General features: G+C 64.5%; 26 protein-coding genes. 13 read left to right on the top strand and 13 right to left on the bottom strand.

Annotated features, from left to right (window positions below; translation table 11 throughout):
* The first annotated feature begins 6 nt into the window (after positions 1–6).
* On the top strand, positions 7–498 hold the full coding sequence (locus ABIA42_RS28820) for a hypothetical protein (RefSeq protein WP_370118795.1): 492 nt from the start codon (positions 7–9) through the stop codon (positions 496–498).
* A 102-nt stretch (positions 499–600) separates the two neighbouring features.
* On the opposite strand, the gene ABIA42_RS28815 is transcribed toward ABIA42_RS28820, so the two are convergent.
* Positions 601–1,149: a TetR/AcrR family transcriptional regulator gene (locus tag ABIA42_RS28815; RefSeq protein WP_370118798.1), complete on the bottom strand. Its 549-nt coding sequence runs from the start codon at positions 1,147–1,149 to the stop codon at positions 601–603.
* Between the two features lie 106 nt (positions 1,150–1,255).
* Between ABIA42_RS28815 and ABIA42_RS28810 the strand changes: the two genes are divergently transcribed.
* The 5 genes from ABIA42_RS28810 (at position 1,256) to ABIA42_RS28790 (ending at position 4,054) form a co-directional block, all read left to right on the top strand.
* Positions 1,256–1,684, top strand: coding sequence for an acyl-CoA thioesterase (locus tag ABIA42_RS28810; protein ID WP_370118801.1), 429 nt, complete (start codon positions 1,256–1,258; stop codon positions 1,682–1,684).
* Positions 1,685–1,687: 3 nt separating this feature from the next.
* Entirely contained in the window at positions 1,688–2,173 is a 486-nt protein-coding gene (locus tag ABIA42_RS28805) for a PaaI family thioesterase (RefSeq protein ID WP_370118804.1), read from the top strand.
* Between the two features lie 34 nt (positions 2,174–2,207).
* A complete protein-coding gene (locus ABIA42_RS28800) occupies positions 2,208–2,591 on the top strand; it encodes a CidA/LrgA family protein (protein WP_370118807.1) in 384 nt (127 codons plus the stop codon).
* A complete protein-coding gene (locus ABIA42_RS28795; protein ID WP_370118810.1) occupies positions 2,588–3,310 on the top strand; it encodes an LrgB family protein in 723 nt (240 codons plus the stop codon). Before ABIA42_RS28800 ends, ABIA42_RS28795 begins: the two co-directional genes overlap by 4 nt.
* Positions 3,311–3,397: 87 nt before the next feature.
* Positions 3,398–4,054, top strand: coding sequence for a DsbA family protein (locus ABIA42_RS28790; RefSeq protein WP_370118813.1), 657 nt, complete (start codon positions 3,398–3,400; stop codon positions 4,052–4,054).
* Between the two features lie 81 nt (positions 4,055–4,135).
* Here ABIA42_RS28790 and ABIA42_RS28785 read toward each other — a convergent pair whose 3' ends face one another.
* The 3 genes from ABIA42_RS28785 to ABIA42_RS28775 form a co-directional block, all read right to left on the bottom strand.
* Positions 4,136–4,342: a hypothetical protein gene (locus ABIA42_RS28785; RefSeq protein ID WP_018316294.1), complete on the bottom strand. Its 207-nt coding sequence runs from the start codon at positions 4,340–4,342 to the stop codon at positions 4,136–4,138.
* 81 nt (positions 4,343–4,423) lie between these two features.
* A complete protein-coding gene (locus ABIA42_RS28780) occupies positions 4,424–5,494 on the bottom strand; it encodes a phospholipase (RefSeq protein WP_370143682.1) in 1,071 nt (356 codons plus the stop codon).
* A gap of 26 nt (positions 5,495–5,520) precedes the next feature.
* Complete coding sequence (locus ABIA42_RS28775; RefSeq protein WP_370118816.1) at positions 5,521–6,492, bottom strand: S1C family serine protease; 972 nt, start codon at positions 6,490–6,492, stop codon at positions 5,521–5,523.
* A gap of 279 nt (positions 6,493–6,771) precedes the next feature.
* Here ABIA42_RS28775 and ABIA42_RS28770 point away from each other — a divergent pair, with 279 nt between their 5' ends.
* The 6 genes from ABIA42_RS28770 (at position 6,772) to ABIA42_RS28745 (ending at position 14,074) form a co-directional block, all read left to right on the top strand.
* Entirely contained in the window at positions 6,772–8,190 is a 1,419-nt protein-coding gene (locus ABIA42_RS28770; RefSeq protein WP_271531511.1) for a M20 family metallopeptidase, read from the top strand.
* 261 nt (positions 8,191–8,451) lie between these two features.
* Positions 8,452–10,242 (top strand): peptide ABC transporter substrate-binding protein, encoded by a 1,791-nt coding sequence (locus ABIA42_RS28765; protein ID WP_370143681.1) that lies wholly within the window; start codon positions 8,452–8,454, stop codon positions 10,240–10,242.
* A gap of 29 nt (positions 10,243–10,271) precedes the next feature.
* Positions 10,272–11,231 carry an ABC transporter permease gene (locus ABIA42_RS28760; protein ID WP_271531515.1) on the top strand — a complete coding sequence of 320 codons (960 nt, stop codon included), beginning with the start codon at positions 10,272–10,274 and terminating at the stop codon, positions 11,229–11,231.
* Entirely contained in the window at positions 11,197–12,114 is a 918-nt protein-coding gene (locus tag ABIA42_RS28755) for an ABC transporter permease (RefSeq protein ID WP_028178492.1), read from the top strand. The genes ABIA42_RS28760 and ABIA42_RS28755 overlap by 35 nt, the downstream gene beginning before the upstream one ends.
* Positions 12,114–13,109, top strand: a complete 996-nt coding sequence (locus tag ABIA42_RS28750; protein ID WP_271531517.1) for an ABC transporter ATP-binding protein — start codon at positions 12,114–12,116, stop codon at positions 13,107–13,109. The genes ABIA42_RS28755 and ABIA42_RS28750 overlap by 1 nt, the downstream gene beginning before the upstream one ends.
* Positions 13,106–14,074, top strand: coding sequence for an ABC transporter ATP-binding protein (locus tag ABIA42_RS28745; protein WP_271531519.1), 969 nt, complete (start codon positions 13,106–13,108; stop codon positions 14,072–14,074). Before ABIA42_RS28750 ends, ABIA42_RS28745 begins: the two co-directional genes overlap by 4 nt.
* Positions 14,075–14,119: 45 nt before the next feature.
* Here the strand turns inward: ABIA42_RS28745 and ABIA42_RS28740 are convergent, their stop codons facing one another.
* The 7 genes from ABIA42_RS28740 to ABIA42_RS28710 form a co-directional block, all read right to left on the bottom strand.
* Positions 14,120–14,293, bottom strand: coding sequence for a hypothetical protein (locus tag ABIA42_RS28740; RefSeq protein WP_370118823.1), 174 nt, complete (start codon positions 14,291–14,293; stop codon positions 14,120–14,122).
* Complete coding sequence (locus tag ABIA42_RS28735; protein WP_370157181.1) at positions 14,290–15,690, bottom strand: amidase; 1,401 nt, start codon at positions 15,688–15,690, stop codon at positions 14,290–14,292. The genes ABIA42_RS28740 and ABIA42_RS28735 overlap by 4 nt, the downstream gene beginning before the upstream one ends.
* Positions 15,691–15,721: 31 nt before the next feature.
* Positions 15,722–17,071, bottom strand: a complete 1,350-nt coding sequence (locus tag ABIA42_RS28730; RefSeq protein ID WP_271531523.1) for a TRAP transporter large permease subunit — start codon at positions 17,069–17,071, stop codon at positions 15,722–15,724.
* Complete coding sequence (locus ABIA42_RS28725; RefSeq protein ID WP_271531525.1) at positions 17,068–17,670, bottom strand: TRAP transporter small permease subunit; 603 nt, start codon at positions 17,668–17,670, stop codon at positions 17,068–17,070. The genes ABIA42_RS28730 and ABIA42_RS28725 overlap by 4 nt, the downstream gene beginning before the upstream one ends.
* Before the next feature lie 117 nt (positions 17,671–17,787).
* Positions 17,788–18,915 carry a TRAP transporter substrate-binding protein gene (locus tag ABIA42_RS28720; protein ID WP_370118829.1) on the bottom strand — a complete coding sequence of 376 codons (1,128 nt, stop codon included), beginning with the start codon at positions 18,913–18,915 and terminating at the stop codon, positions 17,788–17,790.
* Between the two features lie 312 nt (positions 18,916–19,227).
* Positions 19,228–19,929 (bottom strand): phosphoribosylanthranilate isomerase, encoded by a 702-nt coding sequence (locus tag ABIA42_RS28715; RefSeq protein ID WP_370118832.1) that lies wholly within the window; start codon positions 19,927–19,929, stop codon positions 19,228–19,230.
* A complete protein-coding gene (locus tag ABIA42_RS28710; protein WP_124161345.1) occupies positions 19,926–20,147 on the bottom strand; it encodes a dodecin in 222 nt (73 codons plus the stop codon). Before ABIA42_RS28710 ends, ABIA42_RS28715 begins: the two co-directional genes overlap by 4 nt.
* A 147-nt stretch (positions 20,148–20,294) precedes the next feature.
* Here ABIA42_RS28710 and ABIA42_RS28705 point away from each other — a divergent pair, with 147 nt between their 5' ends.
* A complete protein-coding gene (locus ABIA42_RS28705) occupies positions 20,295–21,176 on the top strand; it encodes a DMT family transporter (RefSeq protein WP_370118835.1) in 882 nt (293 codons plus the stop codon).
* Positions 21,177–21,193: 17 nt separating this feature from the next.
* Here the strand turns inward: ABIA42_RS28705 and ABIA42_RS28700 are convergent, their stop codons facing one another.
* Both ABIA42_RS28700 and ABIA42_RS28695 read right to left on the bottom strand, forming a co-directional pair.
* The gene (locus ABIA42_RS28700; protein WP_028134115.1) at positions 21,194–21,751 is read right to left on the bottom strand and encodes an HNH endonuclease; all 558 of its coding nucleotides are present in this window, start codon (positions 21,749–21,751) and stop codon (positions 21,194–21,196) included.
* 203 nt (positions 21,752–21,954) lie between these two features.
* Complete coding sequence (locus ABIA42_RS28695) at positions 21,955–22,932, bottom strand: peptidyl-alpha-hydroxyglycine alpha-amidating lyase family protein (RefSeq protein WP_370118839.1); 978 nt, start codon at positions 22,930–22,932, stop codon at positions 21,955–21,957.
* Positions 22,933–22,972: the final 40 nt, after the last annotated feature.

Here is a 22,972-nt window from a genome sequence, read left to right as displayed (position 1 = left end):
CCAGGGATGATCATTCAGACAAGATTGTTGTGCGCGATTGCAGCGTCCGGTGTTGCGGCATTGCTGGCGAGCGCGCCGGCGCAGGCACTGACCGCGCAGGAGTGCAGCGCGAAATATCAGGCCGCCAAGAAGGACGGCTCGCTCGGGACCATGAAGTGGAATGACTTCCGCAAGGCCCAGTGCGGTGCCGATGCGAAGCCCGCCGCTGCACCGGCGGCAGCTGCTCCGGCTGCGCCCGCGGCTCCTGCCGAGCCGAAGCAGGCGGCGAAGGAGGCGGCACCCCCCGCCGCGCCGGCCCTGCCGGCCGGACCGGCGGTCTATCCGAACGCTGTCGATCCGAAATATGCCAAGGAGACCCCCGGCAAGGCGCGGCTGCACACCTGCGTCGACCAGTACAATGCCAACAAGGCCACCAACGGCAATGGCGGCTTGAAGTGGATCCAGAAGGGCGGCGGCTATTACAGCGAATGCACCAAGAAGCTGAAGGGCGCCGCCTGAGCTTCGAATCGAGACGATGGCCGGAGCAGCGCTCCGGCCATTTGCTTGAATTGTTCGAGCACAATCTTCCGGAAAACCGCTGCACACTTTTCCGGATTATGCTCAGTCGAGCAGCTTCTCGGCCGACCTCGCCACGAGCTGCGACCGCTTCCGCGGACCGCTCTCGACGAACAACAAGCTCTGGCCGAAGATGAAGCAGTAGAACAGGAAAGCCTGCGCCTCGGCCTCCTCGGCCGCAAGGCCGGTCGCGCGATAGAGTTCGCTGACGTGCTTGAGCCGCGCCGCGTCGACGCTCGCCACCGCCGCCGCGGCGTTCGCGTCCGAGCGGGCCCATTGCCGGATCGCGAGCTCGATCGCCATGCCCTCCGGATTGAGGCGCTCGGAATAGAGCTGGATCACCGCTCTCAATCGTTCGCGGGGCTCTTGCCCGTCGAGACTCGTCTGCTGCGCGATTGCGGCGACGCGTCCCTCGCGCCAGCCTTCCAGCATGGCATCGAGCAGCGCGGCGCGGTCGGCAAAGCGGCGGTAGAAGCCGCCCTTGGTGACGCCAAGATTCTTGGCGAGCACCTCGACCCGCACGCCCTCGACCCCCGCGCGGGCGAGCTCGGCAAACCCTGCCTCGACCCAGACATCGCCCTTGCCGTCAGTCATGAAGAAAACCCCACCGGCTCTTGATACGGTACCGTATTGCTAACGCGACACGGGTTTGATACGCTACCGTATCAACGATCAAAGACCAAATTGCGGGAGGAAACCGATGGAGCAGGAGGCGACCTATCGCGGCACGGTCTATCCGTGGCAATGCGATCACGTCGGCCACATGAACATCATGTGGTATGTCGGCAAGTTCGACGAGGCCAACTGGAATCTGTTCGCCCGCCTGGGCCTGACGCCGAGCTATCTGCGCAGCTCCGGCCGCGGAATGGCCGCCGTGCAGCAGAATATCGCCTACCGGCGCGAGCTGCTGGCCGGCGACATCGTCGAGATCCGTAGCCATCTGCTCGAGCTTCGCGACAAGTCGATCCGCTTCCGGCACGACATGACGAATGCCGAGACCGGCGAACTCGCAGCGACGTGCGAGATCACCGGCGTGCACATGGACCGTCAACTGCGCACGTCCGCACCATTCGCCGATGCGATCCGGGAGATCGCCGTGAAGCACCTTTCCGAGCCGGCTGAGGCATGAGCGATGGCCACCTTCGAGCCGAGAAACCCCGAGTACCGCACGGCCGCGACCGCGATGTTCGCCGCCCAGCCGGCGATGCGCACGCTGGGCATATCGATCGTCTCCTTGGCGCCGGGCCGGGTCGAACTGGCGATGCCGTATGCGTCCGCCTTTACGCAGCAGAACGGCTTTGTCCACGCCGGTATCATCACCGCAGGCCTGGACCATGCCTGCGGCGTCGCCGCCTTCACCCTGATGCCGCGTGAGGCCGACATCCTCACCGTCGAGTTCAAGACCACGCTGCTTGCGCCGGCCCGGGGTGAGCGCTTCGTCTTCAGGGCCGAAGTCGTCAAGCCCGGCCGCACGCTGACCTTCTGCGAGGCCAAGGCGTTTGCCGAGCATGACGGCAAGACCACGCTGATCGCGACCATGACCGGGACCTTGATGGCGATGCTGCCGCGCATTGCGGCCTCGGACGGGCCGCGCACGTCTGCGCATGGCGGCGATTGACAAGCGTGCCAGCGCATCCCTTGATGCGATGGCCATGCTTGCAAGTCTCGGCCTCATCCTGCTCTGCCAATTGATCGGCGAAGCCGTCGTGCGCGGTCTCGGCCTGCCGTTGCCGGGACCCGTGCTCGGTCTGCTGCTGCTTCTGGTCCTGCTGCTCGCCCGCGACCGCTTTGCCCTGCTAGTGCACGGGCCGCTGCGCAATGAGGGTGTCGAGACGGCGAGCAAGGGCCTGCTGGCCCATCTCTCATTGTTATTCGTGCCGGCCGGCGTTGGCGTCGTGCAGAAGCTCGATCTGCTCGCGTCTCACGGCATCGCCATCATCCTCGTGCTCGCGCTGTCCGTGGTCGTCACGCTGCTCGCGACCGTGCTGACCTTTCGCCTCGTCAGCCGCCTGTTGAAGCAGCAGGACGCGCGATGAAGGACAATCCGTTCTCGCTGTGGGTCTATCTCTCGCAATCGCCGCTGCTCTGGCTGACCGTGACGCTGCTGGTCTATGCAACGACGGACGCGGTCTCGTTGGCGACCCGGCGTCATCCGCTGGCCAATCCCGTGCTGCACGCGATGTGGATCATCGCCGCGTTCCTGCTGTTGACCGGCACCTCCTACACGACTTATTTCGCCGGCGCGCAGTTCGTGCACTTCCTGCTGGGGCCGGCGACCGTCGCGCTCGCGGTGCCGCTCTACGAGAACCGCAAGCGCGTCGTCTCATCGATCGTTCCGATGCTGGTGGCGCTGGTCGCGGGCTCGGTCACCGCGGTGGTGTCGGTCGTGCTGCTGGCCGAACTTTCCGGCCTGCCGCGTGACGTGGTGTTGTCGCTGGCGCCGAAATCAGTCACCGCCGGCGTCGCCATGGGTATCGCCGAATCCCTGCATGCCGATCCTTCGCTGGCGGCCGTCGCGGTCATCCTCACCGGCATCATGGGCGCCATCATCGTGACGCCGCTGATGAACCGCACCGGCGTCACCGATTACCGGGCTCGCGGGTTTGCCGCCGGCCTTGCCGCGCACGGCATCGGCACCGCGCGCGCGTTCCAGGTCGACGAGATTGCCGGCGTCTTTTCCGGCATCGCCATGAGCCTGAACGCCCTGGTGACCTCGTTCCTGGTCCCTCTCGCGATCACACTACTGGTGCGATGACATGACCGTCGCAACACTCTATATGATCCGTAACAACCGCCGATCCCCCGGCGTATGTACGTAGATGGGGCCGGAACGGGACGAGATATGACTGGATTTGTGAACAATGGCCTTGCGACGCGGCGCGCGGCGTTGGCGCTGATCGGGGCAGGTGCGCTCGCGATGGGTGGGGTCGCTTCGGCGCGCGCGGCGACCGGCGGGGACGAAGTGCTGACCGAAGCCAAGGTGCTGCGCGATCCCGACACGCCCGTCGCAGGCAATCCCGACGGCAACATCACGATCGTCGAATGGTCCGACTACAATTGTCCCTATTGCCGCAAGCTCGAGCCCGAGCTGCGCCAGGTCGTCCAGGACGATGGGAAGGTGCGGCTGGTGATGAAGGACTGGCCGATCCTCGGGCCGGTTTCGGTCACGGCGGCGCGGACCGCCCTAGCGGCGAAATTCCAGGACAAGTACCATCAGGCCCACGACGCCATGATGGGCGTCAACTCGCGGCTGACCGAGCCGCGCATCAACGAGCTGCTTGCGGCCGCCGGCGTCGACATGGACCGGTTGAAGCGCGATCTCACCGGCCACGCCAAGGACATCGACGCCATCCTCAAGCGCAACAACGAGCAGGCTGAAGCTTTCGGGTTCAGTGGTACGCCGTCATTCATCGTCGGCAAGTACCGCGTGCCCGGCGTGCTCAGCATGGCCGAGTTCGAGCAGGTCATCGCCGACGCCCGCAAGGCCAAGATGAACTGACGCGTTTCGTCGATCGCAGTCAACACAAAGGCGCCGCCGCGGAGTTCGCGACGGCGCCTCATTCATATGGTCGGGGCGATATTACTTCGACGAGATCCGGACCCAGTCCTTGTGCGCGCGGTCGCGCAGTGCGTCCCAATCGGCCTTGGCGACATCCCAGTTCACGATGGTGCGATTGGTGGTCGCGACCTCGCCATTGGCGACCGACGACGTCTGCATGGAATCATAGACGTAAACGCCGCCCGCAAGCAGCAGTGCGCCCAGGATCATTCCGAAAAAAGTCTGCATGGCGAACCTCCGGTGACGGGCGATAACGTACGCCCGGAGCGATGGTTCCCCGGCCATGCGGCGCATCTAAGGAGAGGTCGTTCATTCTCCATTCAGCCACTGCAGCAATTCCGCATTGATCTCGCGCGGATAGGTGTGGCTGAGGTCGTCGATCTCGCGATAGGTGACATTGGCGCCGGCGGCGGAGAGCGCCGCCTGCGTCTGCCGTGCGGTCTGCACCGGAAACATCCAGTCGAGCTTGCCGTGAGTGATGAAGACCGGCAGACCTTGCAGGCGCCTTGCATCCGCCATTTCCGCCATCAGCGGATGAAAGGTCGCCGCAACAGGCGCAAGGTGGGTGAAGGGCGAGGCGCCGTCGAGCCCGGTGACGTAGCAGAAGGTGCCGCCGTCGCTCATGCCGGTCAGAAGCATGCGCGAGGGGTCGATGCTCCAGCGTCCGCGCACCGTCTCGAGGATGCGCATGAGGTTCGGCGTGTCGGTGTCGTCGCCCATCAGCGCCCAGGTCGGGCCGGTCGCGGTCGGTGCCACAAGGACCGCGCCAAGACTGCGCGCGTCGCGCAGCCAGCTCCACAGAAAACCGCGCCCGTTGCCGCTGCCGCCATGCAGCGCCATCACCAGCGGCATGGTGCGATCGGGCGTGTAGTATTCCGGGACATAGACCGAGAAGCCGCCGCGGCTACCGGGTTCGTTGTGATCGTGGAAGACGCCGGTGTGTTCGCCTGCGCCGGCTTCCAGTCGCGACAGCAGATCGTGATTCTCGCGATTGGCGGCGTTGAGAAAGAAGCCGCTCACGGGCGGGAACTGCACCGCCAGCGGATAGAGCGCTTCCTGCACGCGCGGGACATGGCGCAGGGCCCGGAACACCGCGACGAGGTCGCCATTGCCACGCTCGACCTCGCGGATGCCGGCAAAGGCGGCGAGGGCCTCGTCGCAGGCGCGATCGAGCCGCTCGCGCAAGCCGGCGAACTGTTCAGGCCAGTCGCCGATCGCCGCTCGTGCTGCTTGCAGCGCCTCGTCCGGTGTGCCGATTGCGTTCATCACCGAGGCGAAGGCCGGCGGGTGCAAATGCCGCTGGAAGAAGCCGAGCGCTTCCAGCGCATTGAGCAGTGTTGGCAGCACGGCAACGATGTCGTCCACCACGGCCTCGGTCATCGCCCGCTTCTTCCTCAAGCCTTGGGTCAGTGCAGCTTCGGCGCCTTCAGGAGCTTGAAGCGATCGGTCGACGTCACCGTAACGTCGAAGGTGACGCCTTCATGATGCACGGTGAGCGGCACGTCGACGCCGGCGGCGCCGAGCGTCCACATCTTTCTGTAGAGCGCGGTCTGGCTCGTGACCTTCTCGCCGTCCACGGCGAGGATGACATCGCCGGTCTTGAGCTCGGCGCGGGCGGCCGGGCCGTTGGTGGAGATCCCGATCACCACCACGCGGTTGTCGATCTCGGTCGAGAAGAGCCCGAGCCAAGGCCGCGCCGGCCTGTTGACGCGGCCGAATTTGCGCAAGTCCTCGAGGATCGGCTTCAAGAGGTCGATCGGCACGATCATATTGACGTGCTCGGCCTTGCCGTCACGTTCCCGCTCGAGCTGGAGCGAGCCGATGCCGATCAACTCGCCACGTTCGTTGAGAAGGGCCGTGCCGCCCCAGTTCGGATGTGCGGGACAGGTGAAGATGGCCTCATCCAGCAGATATTCCCAGTAGCCGGCGAATTCCTGCTTGGCCACGATTTGGCTTGCGACCGAGCGCGTGCGCCCGCCGGCGCCGCCGACCACGACGCGATCGCCGATCCGGGTTGCCGCCGACGAGCCGAGCGATAGCGGCGCGACGTCGAGCTGGCCGAGCGCCTGCACCAGCCCGAACCCGGTCTCGGAATCGAAGCCGAGCGCATGACCCTCCACCACGCGTCCATCGGCGCGGTGCAGCCAGACCGTCTCTGCCTCAGTGATGAGATAACCTATCGTGAGCACCAGCCCGTCGTCGATCACGACGCCGTTGCCGGCGCGCTCGGTGCCCAGCGTCTCCGCGCTGAAAGCGTCCGGCGGGACGATGGCGTGCAGGCCGACGATGGATGCGAGGGCGCGATCGAGATCGAAGCTGTAGTCGCTCGCCCGCGGCTGGTTCGCCGGCGGCACTCTCCATTCGGTCAGAGCGGGCATGGAGTTCTCCTGGCTGAGAGCATCGCTCCGGCATTGGCTAGCGGAACGACGAGCAAGCATAATTTAGGCCGGAGCAGGCCGTCTTGAAAGCCTCGTTGCCAACTATTCCGGAGAACGCCGCGTGAAATCTTCGAAAGGCGCGAGAGATACCTCGCGGGTTGGGCGTCCGTGCGATCCGGCATGGCCGCATGGCTGCTGTCCGGCGGAATGCTAGGCGCCGCATAGCGAAGCTGCTAACCATTGCCGCTTCGTTTGACCTTGGGATCACGGACGACAAGCATGGACAACCGCAGCGACATCTGGCGTGGCATCGATACGATCAAGGCACGTTTCATCGACCTCAGCGACAGGGTCTGGGGCATGCCTGAGGTCTGCTACACCGAGGCGCGGTCCGCCGCCGAGCACCTCGCCGAACTGCGCCATCAGGGATTCCGGATCACCGAGAACGTCGCCGGCATCCCGACTGCGGTGATGGGCGAGTGGGGCGAGGGCGGTCCTGTCATCGCCTTCATGGGTGAATACGACGCGCTGCCGGGCCTCAGCCAGGAGGCGGGTGTCGCCGAGCATCGTCCGATCGAGACCGGCGGCCATGGCCATGGTTGCGGTCACAATCTGCTCGGTTCCGCCGCACTGCTCGCCGCGACCGCGGTGAAGGACTGGCTGGCCGAGAACAAGGTGCCGGGCCGCGTGCGCTATTACGGCTGCCCCGCCGAAGAAGGTGGCGCGGCAAAGGCCTTCATGGTGCGCTCCGGCGCGTTCGAGGACGCCGACATCGCCATCACCTGGCATCCGCACAGCTTCTGGGAAGTCGCGGTGACGCCGTCGCTCGCCAACACGCGCGCGGATTTCATTTTCACCGGCCGTACCTCGCATGCGGCCGCCTCGCCGCATCTCGGCCGCTCGGCGCTCGACGCGGTGGAATTGATGAATGTCGGCGTGAACTACATGCGCGAGCACATGCCGAGCGATGCCCGCGTGCACTACGCTTTGCTCGATACCGGCGGCATCGCGCCGAACGTGGTGCAGGCGCATGCGCGCGTGCGTTATTCGATTCGCGCCCGTGACCTTCCCGGCATGAACGAGCTGGTCGAGCGCGTGTCCAAGATCGCGCAGGGCGCCGCGTTGATGACCGAGACCAAAGTCGAGATGAAGATCATCTCCGCGGTCTCCAACATCCTGCCGAATGCGCCGCTGGAACAGGCGCTGCACCAGGTGATGGAAGAACTCGGACCGCCGCACTTCGACGACGCGGACAAGAGCTTTGCCAGCCAGATCCGTGCGACGCTCACCGACAAGGACGTCGCGTCCGTCTATTACGCGATCGGCATGGAGCCGACCGATCGGCCGCTGGCCGACTTCCTGGTGCCGCTCGATGCCAAGCGCAACCCGCTGGTCGGCTCGACCGATGTCGGCGACGTGAGCTGGGTGGTGCCGACCGCGCAGGTGCACGCACCCACGGTTGCGATCGGCACGCCCTTCCACACCTGGCAGGTGGTAGCGCAGGGCAAGAGCCCGCATGCCCACAAGGCCATGGTGCAGGCGGCCAAGGCGATGGCCGGCCTCGGCATCAAGGCGCTGATGGAACCGGAGCTGATCAAGGCTGCCAAGGCGGACCTTCAAAAGCGGACGGCCAAGACACCTTACGTCTGTCCGCTGCCGGATCACGTCGCGCCGCCGCTCGACATGTCCGTCGGGTAATTTCACCTCGATACTTCGTCGGATGCAGCGAACAAATTTTCCGCAGTGCAGCGCGCAATCCAGCACGTTTTGACGCTGGATTGCCGAACGGATGGGCTGCGGAACGCAATTTTGCCCAACGGACAGCCAGAAGACCGTTTGCATACACACGGTCCCAGTTGACGTGCACCCCATTCGGTGTGCCATCTACCGCCAGCCAAACCCGGCGGTCGCCTCCTGCGGCCGCCTGCATCCATGTCGGAACCAGACGGGGGGACAACCATGCTGGATAAAGAACTGCGTTCGATGATCGGTCAGGTGAAGGACGGGCGGATGAACCGCCGCGCCTTCATCCAGCGCATGGCCGCCGTTGGCCTGACCGCACCGCTGGCCAACCAGATCCTCGCGCTCGGCGGTGTCGCCATGGCCCAGGGCGCGTCCACCTACAAGCCGACCAAACGCGGCGGCGGCGGTGCGCTGAAGCTGTTGTGGTGGCAGGGCCCGACCTTGCTCAATCCGCATTTCGCCACCGGCACCAAGGACCAGGACGGCTCGCGCCTGTTCTATGAACCGCTCGCCTGCTGGGATCCGGACGGCAACATGAAGCTGGTGCTGGCGTCCGAAATTCCCTCGACCCAGAACGGCCTGCTAGCCGCCGACGGCAAGTCGGTGACGTGGAAGCTGAAGCCCGGCGTGAAGTGGCATGACGGCAAGCCGTTCTCGGCCGACGACGTCGTCTTCACCTGGCAGTACATCAGCGATCCGGCGACGGCCGCGATCACCGTAGCGACCTACCGCGACATCACGGTCGAGAAGGTAGATGACCTGACGGTCCGCATCACCTTCAAGAAGCCGACGCCGTTCTGGGCGGACGCCTTCGTCGGTGCAACCGGACAAATTCTGCCCAAGCACCTGTTCGCCGAGTACAAGGGATCCAAGTCCCGCGAAGCACCGAACAACCTCGCGCCGGTCGGCACCGGCCCTTACAAGTTCCTCGAGTTCAAGCCCGGCGATCTGATCCGTGGCGAGATCAACAAAGACTATCACATGCCGAACCGGCCCTATTTCGACACGCTCGAGATGAAGGGCGGCGGCGACGCGGTCTCGGCCGCACGTGCGGTGATCCAGACCGGCGAATACGATTTCGGCTGGAACATCCAGGTCGAGGACGACGTGCTGTTGCGCCTGGAGAAGGGCGGCAAGGGCAAGACCATCTACGCCGTCGGCGGCGACACCGAGTTCATCGCGCTCAACTTCACCGATCCCAACACCGAGGTCGATGGCGAGCGCTCCTCGATGAAGACCAAGCATCCGCTGTTCTCCGACCCCGCCGTGCGCAAGGCGCTGTCGCTGCTGGTCGATCGTGATTCGATCAAGAAGGCGATCTACGGCCGCGCCGGCCGCACCACCGCGAACTTCCTCAACGGACCCGAAAAGTTCGTCTCCAAGAACACCTCGTGGGAGTTCAGCGTCGAGAAGGCCTCGAAGATTCTGGACGATGCCGGCTGGAAGCCGGGTGCGGACGGCATCCGCGAGAAGGACGGCAAGAAGCTGAAGCTGCTCTATCAGACCTCGATCAACGGTCCGCGCCAGAAGACGCAGGCGATCGTCAAGCAGGCCTGCCAGAAGGCCGGCATCGATGTCGAACTGAAGTCGGTCGTGGCCTCGGTGTTCTTCTCGTCCGACGTCGCCAATCCCGACACTTATGCGAAGTTCTACGCCGACATCGAGATGTTCCAGATCCCGATGAGCCAGCCGGATCCGGCCCAGCACATGCGCCGTTACCATTCGAGCAACGTCGCGACGAAGGAAAACAAGTGGCAGGGCACGAACTTCCCGCGCTTTGTCAACAAGGACTATGACGCGGCGATCGATGCCGCGGACGGCGAGATGGATCCGGTGAAGCGTGTGGCGCTCTACATCAAGGCCAACGACATCCTGTTCCAGGAGACCGTGTTCATTCCGGCGCAGCACCGGCTCAAGGTGGAAGCGGCGTCGAACTCGCTGCGTCCGGTGATCTCGGGGTGGGCCAACGAGACCGACAACCTGTTCGACTGGTACCGCGAGGAATGATCCCCCAGCTCTAGACGGGGCCTTCCCTCATGAGTCAATACGTCCTGCGTCGCCTCCTGATCGCGATTCCGAGCCTGCTCGGAATCTCGGTCGTGCTGTTCGTCGTGCTTGCACTCGCCCCCGGCGATCCGTTCTCTGAACTGGCGACAAACCCGAACGTGCCGCCCGAGGTGCAGGCCGCGCTTCGGGCCAAGTTCGGTCTCGATGATCCGATCTATCTCCGCTACCTGCACTGGCTCAACGCCATGCTGCACGGCGACTGGGGCTTCTCCTTCGTGAGCCGGATGGACGTCGACCAGTTGATCCTCCAGCGCCTGCCGGCCACGCTCTACGTGATCGGCTCGGCGCAGATCCTGGCGCTCTTGATCGCGATCCCCGTCGGGGTCTATGCCGCGACCAAGCCGTATTCGCTGTTCGACCAGATCGCGAATACGCTCGCCTTCGTCGGCTTCTCGCTGCCGACCTTCTTCACCGGCATTCTGTTCATCCTGATCTTTTCGGTCACGCTGGACTGGCTGCCTTTCGTCTATACGACCGACATCAAGGCAACCGGCATCCGCTGGGTGCTGGAGATGATCAGGCAGGCGATCATGCCGGTGGCGGTGCTCGGTCTGTTCCAGGCGGCGTCAATGACGCGCTTCGTCCGTTCGGCGATGCTCGACGTGATCCGGCTCGACTACGTGACCACGGCGCGTGCCAAGGGGCTTGGCCAGGCCACGGTCATCGTCAAGCACGTGATGCGCAACGCCATGATCCCGGTCGTGACGCTGATTGCGTTGCAGATGCCCGCGGTGTTCGGCGGCGCCATCGTCACCGAGCAGATATTCCGCATTCCCGGCATCGGCTCGCTGCTGATCTCCTCCATCCTTTCCAACGACACGCCGGTGGTGATGGCCGTCACCTTCGTCTTCGCGTGCCTGGTCGTGCTGTTCAATCTCATCGCGGACGTCCTCTATGGCTGGCTTGACCCTCGCATCTCCCTCCGCTGAGCGGCGGGTCTACTCGCCCTGGCGCGAGACGTGGCGGCGCTACAGCCGCCACAAGCTTGCCGTTGTCAGCGCGTTCCTGCTCCTGGTTCTTGTCCTGGCGGTGGTGCTCGGTCCGTTCGTCTGGCGGGTCAAGATCGACGAGATCGACATTGTGGCGGGTATGCAGGGGCCGTCGCTGGCCCATCCGTTCGGCACCGACGATCTCGGGCAGGACATCCTCGCCCGCATGATCTATGGCGGGCGCATCTCGCTCGCCGTCGGCCTTGCCGCGATGCTGGTCTCGGTCTTTATCGGCGTGCTGATCGGCGCGCTGGCCGGCATGTCGCGCGGCGCGCTCGGCCATGGCCTGATGTGGCTCACGGATCTGTTCCTGTCGCTGCCGCAACTGCCGCTGCTCTTGCTGCTGATCTATCTCTTCCGCGATGGGCTGAAGCAGGTGTTCGGCCCCGAGGGCGGCATCTTCATCCTGATCGTGCTGGTGATCGGGGGGCTCCGCTGGATGCCGGTCGCGCGCCTGGTGCGCGCGCAATTCCTGTCGATCCGCGAAAAGGAATTCGTGGAGGCTGCACGTGCGCTCGGTGCAAGTCCGCTGCGGCAGGTGGTCAAGCACATCCTGCCAAATGCGCTCGGTCCGGTGATCATCGCCGGCACCATCGACGTTGCGGCCGCCATCATCGCGGAATCGACGCTGTCCTTCCTCGGCCTGGGCTTCCCGCCTGACACCCCGACCTGGGGCCGACTGCTGTACGATGCCAAGGATTTCCTCGATATCGGCCCGCACTGGGCGCTGTTTCCGGGCGGCGCGATCTTCATCGCGGTGGTCGCCATCAACTTCATCGGCGACGGCCTGCGTGACGCGCTCGATGCGCGACGGGTGATCTGATGGCACCGCTGCTCGAGATCAAGGGCCTGAAAACCCACTTTTCAACCGACGACGGCATCCTCCAGGCCGTCGACGGCGTCGACATCTCCATCAACAGGGGGGAGACGCTCTGCGTCGTCGGCGAGTCCGGCTGCGGCAAGACCGTCACCGCAATGTCGATCCTGAAGCTGATCGCGATGCCGCCGGGCCGGATCGCGGCGGGCCAGATCATTTTCGAGGGTCGCGATCTCGTGCCGCTGACCAGCAATCAGCTCGACGAGATCCGCGCCAAGGAGATCGGCTTCATCTTCCAGGAGCCGATGACCTCGCTCAATCCGGTGCTCACCATCGGCGAGCAGATCGCCGAGAGCCTGCGCCGCCACGAGGCGGTGACGAGAAAACAGGCCCTGGAACGCACCATCGAGATGCTGAAGCTGGTGCAGATTCCCAACGCCGAAGGCCGCGTGCACAATTATCCGCACCAGTTCTCCGGCGGCATGCGGCAGCGCGTGATGATCGCGATGGCGCTCGCCTGCAAGCCGAAGCTGATCATCGCCGACGAGCCGACCACCGCGCTCGACGTCACCATCCAGGCGCAGATCCTCGACCTCTTGCAGGACATGAAGGAACGCTTCGGCATGGCGGTGATGTTGATCACCCATGCCATGGGCGTCGTCGCCGAGACGGCGCAGCGCGTCGTCGTGATGTATGCCGGCAAGGTGGTGGAGGAGGCGGCCGTCGACGAGCTCTTCGGCGATCCCCGCCATCCCTATACGCAAGGGTTGATCCGCTCGATCCCGCGCATCGACCTCGACAGCGAGCACAAGACGCGGCTGGAGGCGATCGGCGGCTCGGTACCGATCCTGATCAATCCGCCGGTCGGCTGCCGTTTTGCCCCGCGCTGCAAGTTCGCAATGAATGTCTGCAGCGAGAAGGAACCGCTGCTGCGCGAGGTCGCGCCCGGCCATCGCATGGCCTGTCACTTGGGAGATACCAGCCTGGGGGGCGCGGCATGAGCGAACCGTTGCTGCGCGTCAGCGGCCTGAAGAAACACTTCCCGGTGCTCGGAGGCCTGCTGTCGCGCCAGGTCGGCACCGTCTATGCTGTCGACGGCGTGTCGTTCTCGGTCAATCGCGGCGAGACGCTCGGTCTCGTCGGCGAATCCGGTTGCGGCAAGTCGACGACGGGGCGTTGCGTGCTGCGCCTGATCGAGCCGACCGACGGCGAGGTCACCTTCGACGGCCAGGACGTGCGCAAGCTCGGCGGCAACGATCTGCGCGCGATGCGGCGGAACATGCAGCTGGTGTTCCAGGACCCCTTCGCTTCGCTCAATCCGCGCATGACGGTTGGCGCCATCCTCGGCGAGGCCTTCACCATCCACAATCTCGCGACCTCCGCCAAGGAGCGCGAGGAGCGCGTCGCGAGCCTGCTGGTCAAGGTCGGGCTCAAGGCCGAGCACATGCGGCGCTATCCGCACGAATTCTCCGGCGGTCAGCGCCAGCGCATCGTGATCGCGCGCGCGCTGGCGGTCGAGCCGAAGTTGATCGTCTGCGACGAGCCGGTCTCCGCGCTCGACGTGTCGATCCAGGCCCAGGTGATCAACCTCCTGGAAGACCTCCAGGCCGAGTTGAACCTGACCTATCTGTTCGTCGCGCACGATCTCTCGGTGGTCGAGCACATCTCAGATCGCGTCGCGGTGATGTATCTCGGCCGCATCGTCGAACTGGCGAAGGCGAGCGACCTCTACCGCAACCCGCAGCATCCCTACACCAGGGCGCTGTTGTCGGCGGTGCCGGTGCCCGACCCCAAGCTCAAGCGCGAGCGCATCCGCCTCAAGGGCGACGTGCCAAGCCCGATGAAGCCGCCGTCGGGCTGTCACTTCCACACCCGCTGCCCGATCGCCCAGCCGCGCTGCGCAGAAAGCGCTCCGGCGCTGAAGGAGGGGGCGAACGGCCACTTCGTGGCGTGCCACCTGGTGTGATGGTGCGGCGCGACATGCCATGCGAGGACGATTTTGCGCTGGCGCTCAGCGATGCGTGCCGTTTGGCGTCCGCAGTGAATGGACGAAATCGACCACCGCCAGGATCACCACGCCAACCACAATGACGATGAGCGGGATGGCCTTGATCCAGACCACCAGGATTCCAAGGAATGTCATCATCAGCGCGAGGCCGATGAGCCCGGTGATCAGATTGGTCATCGCACTTTCCTTTTCTCCGCGCCGGGAGCCGAGTTCGACCCAGCGCTCGGGACGTTGCGCCGAGCGCTGCCACGAGTGCGCCCGATATTCCTGACGAGCCAATGCGCCGTGCGCAAGAGGCGGGCATCGTTGCCGCGGCGGCCGACGAGCTGGACGCCCAGCGGAAGGCCGGCTTCGGAACGCATCAATGGCAGGCTGATGGCGGGCACGCCGAGATAGGTCCAGAGCGTGCAGAAAACCGGGTTGCCGGTCGTTTCAATGCCGGGCGCGGCACCCGGCGCCGCAGGCGTCAGGACGGCGTCGTATTCGTCGAAAATATGGTCCAGAGCCTGGTTGAGCGGCGCAATCCCGGCCAGAGCGCCGCAGTAATCCACCGCAAGATGCGCGCGGCCGCGCTCGATCGCCTGGCGTAGACGCGTGCTCAGCTTGTCGCCGCCTCGCTGGTAGTCGCGCCGCAGATTGTGCGCCATATCAACTTCCATGATGATACGGTGCATATCGACGGCTCGATCGAAGCTCGGCCCAAGCTCGACTTCGCTGCACGCCTCGCCCAAAGCCTCGACAAGCTCAGCAAAGGCCTCACGCGTCACTGGCTCGGCCTGATCCCAGACCGGAGAGCGCACGAAGGCAAATCGCGGCGGCAACGGCGGCTCGCTCGCCGCTACCGCAGAGAATGGCGGGCGCGCAACAGGCCGCGTGTCCAGATCCTCCCGGTCGAAGTCGACCATGACCTCGGCCAGCAGGGCCGCGTCCTCCACGCTGCGCCCGAACACGCCGACATGATCGAGTGTGCGCGACAGTTCGAGCGCGCCGCTGCGCGGAATGAGGCCGTGCGAAGGCTTGAAACCGACTACGCCGCAGAAGGCGGCAGGACGGATCACCGAGCCGTTGGTCTGCGAGCCGACGGCACCAGGCACCATCAGCGCCGCGACGGCCGCGGCGGAGCCCGAGGACGATCCGCCGGGCGTGTGATCTGGGTTGTGCGGATTTCGGGTCTTGCCCGGATTGTAGTACGCGTACTCGGTGGTCACCGTCTTGCCGAGGATCACGGCGCCGGACGCCCGCAGACGCGCCACGGCCGCCGCATCGCGCCGCGGCGTGCGTCCGGCCCACAGGTCTGATCCGAATTCCGTCGGCATGTCGCCGGTGTCGAATATATCCTTGATGCCGACGGGCACGCCATGCAGCGGGCCGACAGCCTTGCCCTGCTTACGACGATCGTCAGCAGCCTCGGCCTGCCGCATCGCGTGGTCGCGATCGAGAAACGCCCACGCATGGATATCGCGATCGACCTCATCGACGCGCTTGAGGCAGTCGCCGACGAGCTCCGCCGAACTGAGCCGGCCGTCGCGGATGCCGGCCGCAGCTTCCATGAGGCCGAGCGCGTTGAGACTCATGCGCAGCCTTTCGGCGGTTTGCCGGGCGCGCTCATCGCGATCCATAGAGATAGGTGGGCAACCACAATGCGATCCCCGGGAAGATGTAGACCAGTGCCATGGTGAGGAAGACCAGACCGACAAAGGGAAGCGCGCCGGAGAAGATGTCGGTCAGCTTCACTTGAGGCGGCGCCACGCCCTTCAGATAGAAGGCCGCCATCGCGACCGGCGGCGTGTTGAACGCCGTCTGCGTGTTCAGTGCCACCAGGATGCCGAAGAAGATCGGATCGATGCCGTATTGGGGCAGCAGCGGCAGGAAGATCGGCACGAAGATGATGATGATCTCGGTCCATTCCAGCGGCCAGCCGAGCAGGAAGATGATCACCTGGGTCAACAGCAGGAACCCGATCGGCGACAGGTTCATCGCGGCGAAGAACTGCTCGACCACCGTCTGTCCGCCGAGGACGGCAAACACCGCGGAGAACGTCCACGACCCGATGAACAGGTAACAGACCATCGCGGTGGCACGCACGGTCAGATAGACCGATTCGCGCATCATCGTGAAGTTGAGCGAACGATAGGCGGCGGCCAGAACGATGCTCATGAGGGCACCCACCGCGGCCGCCTCGGATGGCGTCGCCAGGCCGAACAGGATCGCGCCGAGCACCGAAACGATCAGCAACGCCAGCGGCAGGAACGATGTGGCGAGCGCCCAGATTACCGTGCTGAGCGGCACGTTGGTCTGCTCGGGCGGCAGCTTCGGCGCCAGCGCGGGATTGATGATCGCGCGCGCCATCGCATAGAGGACGTAGAGGCCGGCCAACAGGAACCCCGGAAAGAAAGCGGCCGCATAAAGCTTGACCGCCGAAACGCCGGCGGTTGCCGCATAGACGATCAGCAGAATGCTCGGCGGAATCAGGATGCCGAGGCAGCCGCCGGCGCAGACGACGCCTGCCGACAGCTTGACGTCGTAACCGGCGCGCAGCATCGCCGGCAAGGCCAGCAGGCCCATCAGCGTGACAACCGCGCCGACGATGCCGGTCGCGGTCGCGAACATCGCGCAGGTGATCAGCGTTGCCACCGCCAGCGCGCCCGGCACGTTCTTCATCGACAATTGCAGCGAGTAGAACAGGCGGTCGAGAATGTTTGCGCGCTCGATCAGATAGCCCATGAACAGGAACAGCGGAACCGCAACCAGCACATCGCTGGATGTGACCTCGAACGTCTTCTGCACCAGCAGCGTGAAGACGCGGTTCTGGAAGAAGTCCTGACCGGGGGTGTAGTAGGCATAGTAGCCGAACGAGACGCCCATCGCCATCAGCGTGAACGCGATCGGGAAGCCGAGCATGATGATGAAGATGAAGAGGCCCAGCATCAGCATGCCGAGTTGAGGATCGGTCATGCGCCTGGTCCCTTCTCGCTCTGCGGCTCAGCCGCGTGCTGCTGATGTTCGCGGATGATGAGGCTCTCGGTCTCTTCCACGTCGTGCAGTCGTTGCGGCCATCGGCCGGTGCGGATGCACAGCACACAGCGAATGATTTCAGCGAACCCTTGCAGAAACAGAAGGAAACCGGTGAGCGGGATCAGCGCCTTCAGCGGAAACACCGGCACGCCGGCCGGACTGAAGATACTGACTTCGCGGAAGCGCACCGACATCTGGGCGTAGTTCCAGCCCGAATACATCAGCGCGGCGATCGCCGGCAGGAAGAACAGGATATACAGGACGAGGTCCATCGTCGCCTGGGTGCGCGGCGACCAGAGGCGGTAGACCACGTCGGCGCGCACATGGCCGTTGCGCGAGAGCGTATACGCGCCGGCCATCAGGAACATCGCGCCATAGGTGATGTAGCTGATGTCGAAAGCCCAGGTGGTCGGCGCACGCAGCACGTAGCGCACGAACACCTCGTAGCTGACACCCAGGGTCAGGACGAGAATCAGCCAGGCGAACGCCTTGCCGACCCACGTGCTGAGCTCATCGATGAAGAACAGGAATTTCGTCATGCGAGCTGAACTCGCTGCGAGCAGTACATCCGGATGTCCCCCTCCCAACTCGCGGGCGGCGCTTCAATTGCGCCGCCCCCTCACGATTCGGCTTCACGCGATGCGCCGCGAAAGCCGTCACACCTTGAGCACGCCTGGGAAGTGATGCTCGAAGGCGCCGCGGTAATCCGTCGCGTTGTTCATGTTGTAGTAAACCACGCGGCGCACCCAGGCCTTCTGCGAGTCCATCACCTTCTTCATGAACGGATCCGTGCCGAGCTGGGCGATCAGACCGTCCCACGCCTTGATCTGCGCGTCGAACACCGACTTCGGCGTCCGCAGGACGTTGACCTTGTCCTTGTTGATCAGCTCCTGCAGGTCCTTGGAATAGTAGTCCATGCCTTTCCATTCGTTGGCGGAGGAAGCAGCTTCGGCGGCGTATTGCAGGATCGCCTGCTGTTCCTTCGGCAGCGCGTTGAATTTGGTCCGGTTGAACATGATCTCGAAATATTCCGTCGCCTGATGGTGGCTGCCCATCATGTAGTTCTTGGCGACATCCTGTGCGCCGAAGCGCCGGTCCGAGGTCGGATTGTTGAACTCGAACCCGTCGATCACGCCGCGCTCCATCGCGGGCACGATCTCGCCGCCGGGTAGCTGCGCGACGGATGCACCCATCGCCTGGAAGAGATCGGCGGCAAGGCCGACCGTGCGATACTTCAAGCCCTTGAGATCAGCGTCGCTGGTGATGGGCTTCTTGAACCAGCCGAGCGGCTGGGTCGGCATCGGCATGGCGAAGAAGCTCTTGATGTTGACGTTCATGATCTGGGTCTGGAGCTCCTCAAACAGCTCCTTGCCGCCGCCGTTGTGGATCCAGCCGAGGCCTTCGTTGGCGTTGAAGCCGAACACGGGACCTGTCCCGAACAGCGATGCTGCCTTGTGTTTGCCGTACCAGTAGACCGTCACCGTATGTGCCGCGTCGATCTGGCCGCCATGAACGCCGTCGAACACCTGGAACGGATGCACGACCGAGCCGCCGACCAGATAATCTATGCGGAGCCGGCCCCCGGCCATTTCATTGACGCGCTTCACATAGTCTTCGGCCATCTCGTTGAAGACATCGGCTTTGCCCCACGAGCCCTGCATCTTCATGGTCACCGTCTGCGCCCGGCTGACTTGCGGCATGGCGATGGCAGCAGCGCCGGTCGCCCCGGCGGCCAGCAGGAATTTGCGACGAGTTGTTCTGGTCTTTTCAGACTTAGCAGTCATGGACGTCCTCCCTGGCGGCCTGGTTGTTCGAACGCGTTTCGGTGCGCTTCGTTTTTAACCGCTGGGGGTATGCCGCAATCCAGCGACTTTGATCACAGTTTGGACGCATTGTCGGCATCCGACAAGCTGCGCGATGTCGCATTTTGGATGTCGGCGAGCTTTTGGTTTGCAGGAGCCGCACAGTCGTCGCGTGTCGCAGCGCAGCAAATATGCAGACGTTCTCTCAACCTTCGGACTCTCAGCTTCGGAAAGCTGCGTGCACCGCCGGAGAGAAGCTGGCAGCGGGGCAGGCGGGACGGAAGGGTTGACTGACTAATTCTCCCCGCCGGCTCGTGCAGCTTCATGGAATAGCCGCACGCGCGCCAGATCCTTGGCGTGCGTGCCTTCCTTGTCTGTCCTTGTCTTCGAATCCACGCCGGCCGGCCCGACCACGCGGATGGCCTGTGCGACGTTGTCAGGACCCAGGCCTCCGGCCAGGATGATGGGGATGCCGATCAGCTCGACGATCCGGCGGCTGATGCTCCAGTCGTGCGGCACGCCGATCGCACCGATCTGCCTGTCGGAGGGGCGATGACTGTCCAGCAGAAGATAGTCCGCAATGTGCTCATAGCTCCGGGCTATCTCGACGCTCTCCTCGCCATAAACCGGCACGCTCCGCATGATCTGATGATCGGGCAGCGCGGCCTTGACCATGGCGACCTCTGCGGGCCCGAGCAGTTCAGGTGCCGCTCCGAGATGAACGATCGCAGGCTTCAACATCCTTGCCCATTCGATGATCGACGCCGCTCGCGCCGTGAGAAACAGCGCCGAAAATCTTGCCGGCGTCACGATCGCAGCGGCGATCTCCGCCGCCAGAGCGAGCGGCTGCTCGCGCGGAAATTCGCCGTCGCCGACCAGGATACCGACGTGATCAATTCCGATCTCCGAGACGGCGCGTGCTTCGTCCGGGCTGGAAATTTCGTAGATCTGGGTCAGCATGGTGAAGTTCGGCCGCAACAGCGAAGATGAAATCACTCTTCCAGCGTGAATCCGACACGCAAGGTCACCTGATAGTGCCGAACCGCGCCATTCTCGATGTGGCCGCGCGTCTGCACCACCTCGAACCATTTCATCTCGCGAATGGTCTTCGACGCGCGGCTGATCGCGTTCTTGATCGCGTCCTCGATCGAGGTCTCGGACGATCCGACCAGGTCCAGGATCTTGTAGACATGGTCTTTCTCGGCTGCAGGCATGATGGCCTCCCTGGTTGCGCTGCGGCACACGTCGTCGCGTGGGCTCCCATTTGAACGAGCGCCAGGCGGTCCGGTTCCGTCCCGCGCGATGGCCCGCATGCACCAGCCGAGGTGGAGCGGCCGGCGTCCGCCTGCTAAGCGCTATCCATGGATTCGGCGCGGCGCGACAGGACGATCGGCTCTCTCTGCCTCTGCGTGACGGCGTTCGGCTGGGCGTTGAACTGGCCGCTCATGAAGCTGTTGCTCCAGCAATGGCCGCCCCTGTTCGCACGTGGCCTTGCCGGGATCTGCGCCTCCCTCATTCTCGGCGCCCTGGTGCTGAGCCGGAAGGAATCGTTCGCCGTGCCGCGTGAGGCGGTCCCGCGGCTGCTGTTCGCGACCTTCACCAACGTCTTTGCCTGGATGGGTCTCGGCACGGTCGCCATGAAGTATGTGACCGTGAGCGAGGGCGCTTTGCTCGCCTATACAATGCCGATCTGGGCGATGCTGTTTGCCTGGCCGGTGCTGCATACGCGGCCGGCCGCACGGGATATTTTCGGGCTGATCCTTGGCGTCGCCGGCGTCACGCTGCTCCTGAGCGGCAACGGCTTTGCGTTCGGCGCCGACAAGCTGCTGGGCATCGTGCTGGCGCTGCTCTGCGCCATCCTGTTCGCGCTCGGCAACGTGCTCAACCGCAAGCCGCTGCCGATGCCGCCGCTGGTCGTCGTCGCCTGGCAGGTCGGTCTCGGCTGCGCCGCGATGCTGATCCTCGGCGTCCTGTTCGAGCGTCCTGATATCACCGCGATTACCCCGCTGGGGCTCGGTTGCTTCGTCTATATGACGCTGGTGCCGATGGGCATCTGCTACGTCACCTGGTTCGAGACGCTGCGCCGTCTGCCACCGACCTCGGCCTCGACCGGCATGCTGATTGTTCCCGTGATCGGCGTGGTCTCCGCCGCCATCATCCTGGGCGAGCCGCTGGGCCTGCGCGAATGGACGGCGATGGCGCTCACGCTCGGCGGCGTGACGCTGGCGTTGCAGCGGGGATAACGCGCGGAGGTTCGCGCCTACGGATCCAGTTCCGTATCCCAGTACAGATAGTCGAGCCAGCTATCGTGCAGGTAATTCGGCGGGAAGAGACGGCCGTTGCGGTGCAACTGGTGCACGGTGGGTGCGAACGCGTTCTGGCGCGGAAACATTTTTGCCTGCGCCGGGGTGAGATTGCCCTTGCGCAGGTTACACGGCGAGCACGCCGCCACCACGTTCTCCCAGGTAGTCTGGCCGCCTTTGCTGCGCGGGATGATGTGATCGAAGGTGAGGTCTTCGGGCGAGCCGCAATATTGGCAGGCGAATCGATCGCGCAGGAAGACGTTGAACCGGGTGAAGGCGGGGTGGGTGGTCGGCTTGACGAAGGATTTGAGCGAGACGACGCTCGGCAACTGCATCTGCAGGGTGGGACTGTGGACCGCCTGATCGTAGTGAGCGACGATATTGACGCGGTCGAGGAACACCGCCTTGATCGCGTCCTGCCACGACCACAACGACAGTGGGTAGTAACTCAGCGGCCGGAAGTCCGCATTCAGCACCAACACCGGCCAACTGCCTTGCGAGACATGTGCGTTCAAGTAACGCTCCCGGCCTCCAATATACGCTGCGAAGCAGCATGTACTGACATACTACATGCAGCGTGACGGGATTGTGAAGCCCGTTGAGCGACTTATTCAGGCGCAAGCAATGCGGCGGCGGGGTGGCAAAAGCGCTCAAAATGCCGCGATCCCGGGGGCGCGCGGAACCGCCAGCCCCGCGTCGTGACCGCCTCCCGGGGCAGCTACTCCCGTACCCGCTCCAGCTTCTGCAGGCACCGCGTCCTGCGCACCTCGGCCGGCATCTCCTCGTCTGGAAAGCTGGTCTCCCAGTTGGTGACGCCGACCTCGCCGACATAGATATCGCCCTTCGAGTCCAGCGCGATGCCATGCGGGGCGAGGAATTTGCCGCTGGCAACGCCCGGGCCCTCCTCGCCGCCAAGTCGCGCGATGCGATTTCCCTTGGCGTCGACGATCGACAGTCGCGGGCCGAGATTGGGCACCTTGCGGTTGATGGCGAGGCCGGGGCCGAGCTCGCCGATGACGAAGGTCGGGCTCTTTGCGCTGCCGCAGCAGCACAGCGCGCAGGGCCGGTGCAGATTGTTCCACTGCGCCTCATACTTGCCCTCGCCGTCGAACACCTGCACGCGGTGGTTCTCGCGGTCGGCGACATAGACCCAGCCGTCGGCATCGGTGGCGATATTGTGCACGATGTTGAACTGGCCGGGGTCGGTGCCGGGCTCGCCCCAGCTTTTGATCAGCTTGCCGTCAGGGCTGAACTTGTGCACGCGCGCATTGCCGTAGCCGTCGGAGACGTAGATTTCGCCCTTCGGCGACAGCGCGGTGTGGGTGCAGCGGTGGAACGGCTCGCCGCTCATGAACGGCGCCGGCTTTGCGGGGATGCCGATCGTGAGCAGCACCTTGCCGTCGGTGGTGCATTTGCGCACCGTGTGGTCGCCGTCGTCGGTGCAATAGAGGTTGTCGTCGGCATCCATGTGCAGGCCATGCGCGCGGGAGAACAGTCCTTCGCCCCAGCTGCGCAGGAAATTGCCGTCGCGGTCCAGCACCACCATCGGATGGGCGCCGCGGTTGAAGACGTAGACGCGATCCTTGCTGTCGACCGCGACCGAGGCGACGTCGGTGAGCTGCCAGCCGCCGGGAAGTTTCGCGAAGTTTTCGACGACGCGGTAGCGGTGTTCGCCGCTGCCGAGAATGGCTGGCATTGATCTCTCCTCTTGTCATTCCGGGGCACGCGAAGCGTGA

It is taken from the genome of Bradyrhizobium sp. USDA 327, assembly GCF_041262065.1.
Taxonomy (GTDB): Bacteria; Pseudomonadota; Alphaproteobacteria; order Rhizobiales; family Xanthobacteraceae; genus Bradyrhizobium; species Bradyrhizobium liaoningense.
Note: the sequence above shows the minus strand (reverse complement) of the source record. Positions and strands in the feature narration are given on the sequence as shown.

Coding starts and splice junctions, on each gene's coding strand:
- ABIA42_RS28730 (WP_271531523.1), bottom strand. CDS start 17,071: ATGACCGATCCTCAACTCGGCATGCTGATGCTGGGCCTCTTCATCTTC.
- ABIA42_RS28705 (WP_370118835.1), top strand. CDS start 20,295: ATGGATTCGGCGCGGCGCGACAGGACGATCGGCTCTCTCTGCCTCTGC.
- ABIA42_RS28735 (WP_370157181.1), bottom strand. CDS start 15,690: ATGAGTCTCAACGCGCTCGGCCTCATGGAAGCTGCGGCCGGCATCCGC.
- ABIA42_RS28820 (WP_370118795.1), top strand. CDS start 7: ATGATCATTCAGACAAGATTGTTGTGCGCGATTGCAGCGTCCGGTGTT.
- ABIA42_RS28755 (WP_028178492.1), top strand. CDS start 11,197: ATGGCTGGCTTGACCCTCGCATCTCCCTCCGCTGAGCGGCGGGTCTAC.
- ABIA42_RS28785 (WP_018316294.1), bottom strand. CDS start 4,342: ATGCAGACTTTTTTCGGAATGATCCTGGGCGCACTGCTGCTTGCGGGC.
- ABIA42_RS28745 (WP_271531519.1), top strand. CDS start 13,106: ATGAGCGAACCGTTGCTGCGCGTCAGCGGCCTGAAGAAACACTTCCCG.
- ABIA42_RS28780 (WP_370143682.1), bottom strand. CDS start 5,494: ATGACCGAGGCCGTGGTGGACGACATCGTTGCCGTGCTGCCAACACTG.
- ABIA42_RS28805 (WP_370118804.1), top strand. CDS start 1,688: ATGGCCACCTTCGAGCCGAGAAACCCCGAGTACCGCACGGCCGCGACC.
- ABIA42_RS28770 (WP_271531511.1), top strand. CDS start 6,772: ATGGACAACCGCAGCGACATCTGGCGTGGCATCGATACGATCAAGGCA.
- ABIA42_RS28815 (WP_370118798.1), bottom strand. CDS start 1,149: ATGACTGACGGCAAGGGCGATGTCTGGGTCGAGGCAGGGTTTGCCGAG.
- ABIA42_RS28720 (WP_370118829.1), bottom strand. CDS start 18,915: ATGACTGCTAAGTCTGAAAAGACCAGAACAACTCGTCGCAAATTCCTG.
- ABIA42_RS28810 (WP_370118801.1), top strand. CDS start 1,256: ATGGAGCAGGAGGCGACCTATCGCGGCACGGTCTATCCGTGGCAATGC.
- ABIA42_RS28725 (WP_271531525.1), bottom strand. CDS start 17,670: ATGACGAAATTCCTGTTCTTCATCGATGAGCTCAGCACGTGGGTCGGC.
- ABIA42_RS28740 (WP_370118823.1), bottom strand. CDS start 14,293: ATGACCAATCTGATCACCGGGCTCATCGGCCTCGCGCTGATGATGACA.
- ABIA42_RS28795 (WP_370118810.1), top strand. CDS start 2,588: ATGAAGGACAATCCGTTCTCGCTGTGGGTCTATCTCTCGCAATCGCCG.
- ABIA42_RS28750 (WP_271531517.1), top strand. CDS start 12,114: ATGGCACCGCTGCTCGAGATCAAGGGCCTGAAAACCCACTTTTCAACC.
- ABIA42_RS28695 (WP_370118839.1), bottom strand. CDS start 22,932: ATGCCAGCCATTCTCGGCAGCGGCGAACACCGCTACCGCGTCGTCGAA.
- ABIA42_RS28710 (WP_124161345.1), bottom strand. CDS start 20,147: ATGCCTGCAGCCGAGAAAGACCATGTCTACAAGATCCTGGACCTGGTC.
- ABIA42_RS28790 (WP_370118813.1), top strand. CDS start 3,398: ATGACTGGATTTGTGAACAATGGCCTTGCGACGCGGCGCGCGGCGTTG.
- ABIA42_RS28760 (WP_271531515.1), top strand. CDS start 10,272: ATGAGTCAATACGTCCTGCGTCGCCTCCTGATCGCGATTCCGAGCCTG.
- ABIA42_RS28765 (WP_370143681.1), top strand. CDS start 8,452: ATGCTGGATAAAGAACTGCGTTCGATGATCGGTCAGGTGAAGGACGGG.
- ABIA42_RS28800 (WP_370118807.1), top strand. CDS start 2,208: ATGCTTGCAAGTCTCGGCCTCATCCTGCTCTGCCAATTGATCGGCGAA.
- ABIA42_RS28775 (WP_370118816.1), bottom strand. CDS start 6,492: ATGCCCGCTCTGACCGAATGGAGAGTGCCGCCGGCGAACCAGCCGCGG.